Origin of the sequence: Streptomyces cahuitamycinicus, assembly GCF_002891435.1 — a bacterium.
Taxonomy (GTDB): domain Bacteria; phylum Actinomycetota; class Actinomycetes; order Streptomycetales; family Streptomycetaceae; genus Streptomyces; species Streptomyces cahuitamycinicus.
Genome location: NZ_POUC01000603.1, coordinates 1 through 3,628, shown reverse-complemented (window position 1 = coordinate 3,628; position 3,628 = coordinate 1). Strand labels below are relative to the sequence as shown.

Below are 3,628 nucleotides of genomic sequence, written 5' to 3'. Positions count from 1 at the left end.
TGAGCTGGAGATATACCTCCCGCTCACGAGTCAGGCGACGACCGCCCCCTCCATGTCTGACCTTGCGGACCTCGAAGTCCATCGCATCCCCTGAGCTGGGGTGTTGCGACGACTACTAGAACTCAAGAAGGCCCTGCCGGGGCGCCGAAGTGTCAGGCCTGCCTGAGCAGACGGTGTCAGGCCATCCTGAGCAGACGGTTCAGGGTGCGCCCGAACACGTACCGCGAGGAGCGCCGCACCACCCCGTCGAAGAGCGACGGCACGAACCGGACCCGGATCTCCTCCCGCCACACCACGCGGGAACGCCCTCCGGGACCCGGCCGTACCTCCAGCTCCGCCCACCCGAGGACGACACGTCCCCGCTTCTCCAGCCGGCACAGCCCGGGGGCACCGTCCCGCGGCGGCTGCCACACCGTGACCTCCATCGGGTCGTCGAAGGCCAGCGCCCCGACGCCCGAGCGGGCCACGACGAGCGTGCCCTCGCGTGTCGGCCCGGGCGGCACGGCCCTGACCACCGTCAGCGGTACCGCGTCACCGTGCCGCCGCCACCGGGTGATCCGCCGCCACGCCTCGTCGAGGGGCAGCGGGACGGTGCGTTCTAGCAGGAAGTTCGCCACCCCCCGATCGTAGGGAACCCGCGAGGCGTCACCGGTACACCTCGCCCGGCTCCGCCTTCCCCGGTGCCAGGAGTTGAGGCACCGTCACGAAGACGTACCCGCGTTCCTTCAGCGCGTCGATGATCCCCGGCACCGCAGGCACCGTGCCGTCGTAGAGGTCGTGGAGGAGGATGATCCCGTCCCGGGAGGACTGGGCGAGGACGCGGCGGGTGATCAGGTCGGAGTCGGTCGTCCGGTAGTCCTTCGCCGTCACGCTCCACAGCACCTCGGCGAGGCCGAGTTCGCGGCAGATGGCGTGCACGGTGTCGTCGGTGCGGCCCTGCGGCGGGCGCATCAGGGTCGGGCGCCGGCCGGTGAGTCGTTCTATCGCCTCGTTGGGGCGTTCCAGCTCCTCGCGTATCTCCTCGGGTCTCAGCTCGGTGAGGATCTTGTGGTCCCAGGTGTGGCTGGCCACCTCGTGTCCCTCGTCGGCCATGCGCCGCACCAGCTCCGGGTACTTCTCGATGTGCCGCTTCCCGAGGAGGAAGAAGGTCGCAGGGACCTGCTTCTCCCTCAGGATGCCCAGCAGCTGCGCGGAGTGCTCGCTGGGTCCGGCGTCGAAGGTGAGCGCGATGCACTTGGCCTCGCGGCAGTCGACGGCGCCGAAACGGGCCGGCTGCATGTCCGTGGCCGGCCGGGCCCGGGCGGCGCTGGGAGCGGTGGTGTCGGTCCCCGTGCAGCCGCTCAGGGCGAGGGTGAGGGCGGCGGTCGCCGCGAGCGTTCCGGCTGCTCGGAACGCGGTCCCCGTTTTCGTCATCTTCTTGGTCAGAGAAGGCATGCCGGGACTATACATCGCGTGTATACGCGCGGTGGATAGTCGCCCAGGCGTTCCCCGACGGCCCTGACCTGGTGTTTGAGGGAGTCGTACCGCGGCACTCGCCAGCACGGTAGCCGCGCACATCGCTGGAGGGAGGGCACGCACACATGACCGCGTACGCCGTCGTGGTCCCCACCCTCGTACCGGACACCCTCGCCGACTGTCTCGCCGCGCTCGCGGCGGCGACCGGACCGCGCCCCGAGGAGATCGTCCTGGTCGACGACCGGACCGACCCCGAACCCGGCCTGCTGAAGCACCCGTTGAGTGTCCTCGGCGACCTGCGGGAGCGGACCACCGTGCTGTGCGGCGGTGGTCGCGGGCCCGCCGCCGCCCGCAACACCGGGCTGCGCGCCGTGCACACGCCGTGGACGGTGTTCCTCGACGACGACGTCCAGGTGGGGGCCCGCTGGTGCGAGCAGCTGGCCGAGGACCTCGCCGAGGCGTCGCACGACACCGCGGGCGTTCAGGGCGTCCTCGCCGTGCCGCTGCCCGGCGAACGCCGCCCCACCGACTGGGAACGCGGCACCGCGGGACTCGTCCGCGCCCACTGGGTCACCGCCGACATGGCCTATCGCACGGAGGTCCTCCGGCAGGTCGGCGGCTTCGACGAACGCTTCCGTCGGGCCTTCCGTGACGACGCCGACCTCGCGCTGCGCGTCCTCGACTCGGGCTGGCGCATCCGGCAGGGCCGCCGCACCACCCGCCACCCCGTGCGCTCCGCCTCCCGCTGGGTGTCCGTGCGCCAGCAGCGCGGCAACGCCGACGATGCCCTCATGCGGCATCTGCACGGCCCCGACTGGTGGGACAAGGCAGTGGCGCCGCGCGGCCGGATCCGCACCCACACGGCCATCACGACCGCCGGTGTCGCGGCCTGCGCCCTCGCCGCCGCCGGGCACGGACGGGCCGCGACGGCCTGCGCGCTCGGCTGGGCGGCCGGTACGGCGGAGTTCGCCCGCGCTCGTATCGTCCCCGGCCCGCGCACCCGCCACGAGGTGGCGACGATGCTGGCGACCAGCGTGCTCATCCCGCCCACCGCGACCTGGCACCGGCTGGCAGGTGCCTGGCGCCACCGTCACACCCCCGCCTGGCAGGAGGAGGTCATCCCGTGAGCCCGGTGAAGGCCGTGCTGTTCGACCGCGACGGCACACTCGTCGAAGACGTCCCGGACGCCGCCGGCCCCGATCGCGTACGCCCGGTCGAGGGCGCCCGCGAGGCGCTCGCCCTGCTGCGCGAGCACGGCATCCGCACCGGCGTCGTCACCGACCAGCCCGGCGTCGCCCAGGGGCTGTTCAGCGACGCCGATGTCCGCCGCGTCAATCGCCGCGTCGACGAACTCCTCGGCCCCTTCGAGGTGTTCGCCGTCTGCCCGCACGGCCCCGACGACGGCTGCCACTGCCGCAGGCCCCGGCCCGGCATGCTGCTGTGGGCCGGCGGGCGGATCTGCACCGGGCCCGCCGAGCTCGTCCTGATCGGCTCCACCTCGGCCGACGCGGAGGCCGCGCGCCGTGCGGGCGCCCACGGCATCCTCGTCCCGAACGGGCGCACCCGCCCCGAGGAGACCGCGCGGGCGGACCACATCGCCCCGGACCTGCTCACCGCCGTACGAGCGGTGCTGGACGAACCGCCCAAGGGCCGCGTCCTCGCCGACGAACGCCCCATCCAGGAGGCGTTCACCTCCGACCCCGGTCCGGACGGGCATCCGTAACGGCCGCTGCCGCCGCACGCAGTCGTTCCCCCCCCTCGCGCCCCTGCCGCAACCGTGCCGCGCTGCACCCGATGAGCGGACCTGCGGCGGCGGAGTGTCGCGTGCGCACGGCAGCCTCGCCCTCGCCGCCCTCGCCGCCCTCGCCGCCCTCGCAGTCCTCGCAGCCGTGCCCGCTGCACCCGATGAGCGGGTCTGCGGCGGCGGATGCCGCGGGCGCACGGCAGGCTGCTGCCATGATCCCGGACCGGACAGCGCACGCCATACGCCCCCGTCTCCTCGTCCTGCGCGCCCTCGGGCTCGGTGACCTCCTCGCCGGTGTCCCCGCGCTGCGCGCCCTGCGGCGGGCCCAGCCGGAGCACGAACTCGTCCTGGCCACGCCCGCCGAACTCGCGCCGGTCGCGGAGGCGACGGGGGCCGTGGACCGGCTGCTGCCCGCCGCCGCCCCCGGCC

At 73.8% G+C, this 3,628-nt stretch carries 5 protein-coding genes; 3 read left to right on the top strand and 2 right to left on the bottom strand.

The window, feature by feature from the left end:
- Window positions 1-176: 176 nt before the first annotated feature.
- Entirely contained in the window at window positions 177-617 is a 441-nt protein-coding gene (locus C1J00_RS40115; protein ID WP_102913781.1) for an Immediate-early protein 2, read from the bottom strand.
- Window positions 618-645: 28 nt separating this feature from the next.
- A complete protein-coding gene (locus C1J00_RS40110; protein ID WP_180989874.1) occupies window positions 646-1,434 on the bottom strand; it encodes a polysaccharide deacetylase family protein in 789 nt (262 codons plus the stop codon).
- A 146-nt stretch (window positions 1,435-1,580) separates the two neighbouring features.
- Here C1J00_RS40110 and C1J00_RS40105 point away from each other — a divergent pair, with 146 nt between their 5' ends.
- The 3 genes from C1J00_RS40105 to C1J00_RS40095 form a co-directional block, all read left to right on the top strand.
- Window positions 1,581-2,582, top strand: coding sequence for a glycosyltransferase family 2 protein (locus C1J00_RS40105; RefSeq protein ID WP_102913779.1), 1,002 nt, complete (start codon window positions 1,581-1,583; stop codon window positions 2,580-2,582).
- On the top strand, window positions 2,579-3,178 hold the full coding sequence (locus C1J00_RS40100; RefSeq protein WP_102913778.1) for a D-glycero-alpha-D-manno-heptose-1,7-bisphosphate 7-phosphatase: 600 nt from the start codon (window positions 2,579-2,581) through the stop codon (window positions 3,176-3,178). The genes C1J00_RS40105 and C1J00_RS40100 overlap by 4 nt, the downstream gene beginning before the upstream one ends.
- Window positions 3,179-3,411: 233 nt before the next feature.
- Window positions 3,412-3,628: glycosyltransferase family 9 protein (locus C1J00_RS40095; RefSeq protein WP_146046361.1), on the top strand; the 217-nt coding region annotated here is incomplete at its 3' end.

Coding starts and splice junctions, on each gene's coding strand:
- C1J00_RS40105 (WP_102913779.1), top strand. CDS start 1,581: ATGACCGCGTACGCCGTCGTGGTCCCCACCCTCGTACCGGACACCCTC.
- C1J00_RS40110 (WP_180989874.1), bottom strand. CDS start 1,434: ATGCCTTCTCTGACCAAGAAGATGACGAAAACGGGGACCGCGTTCCGA.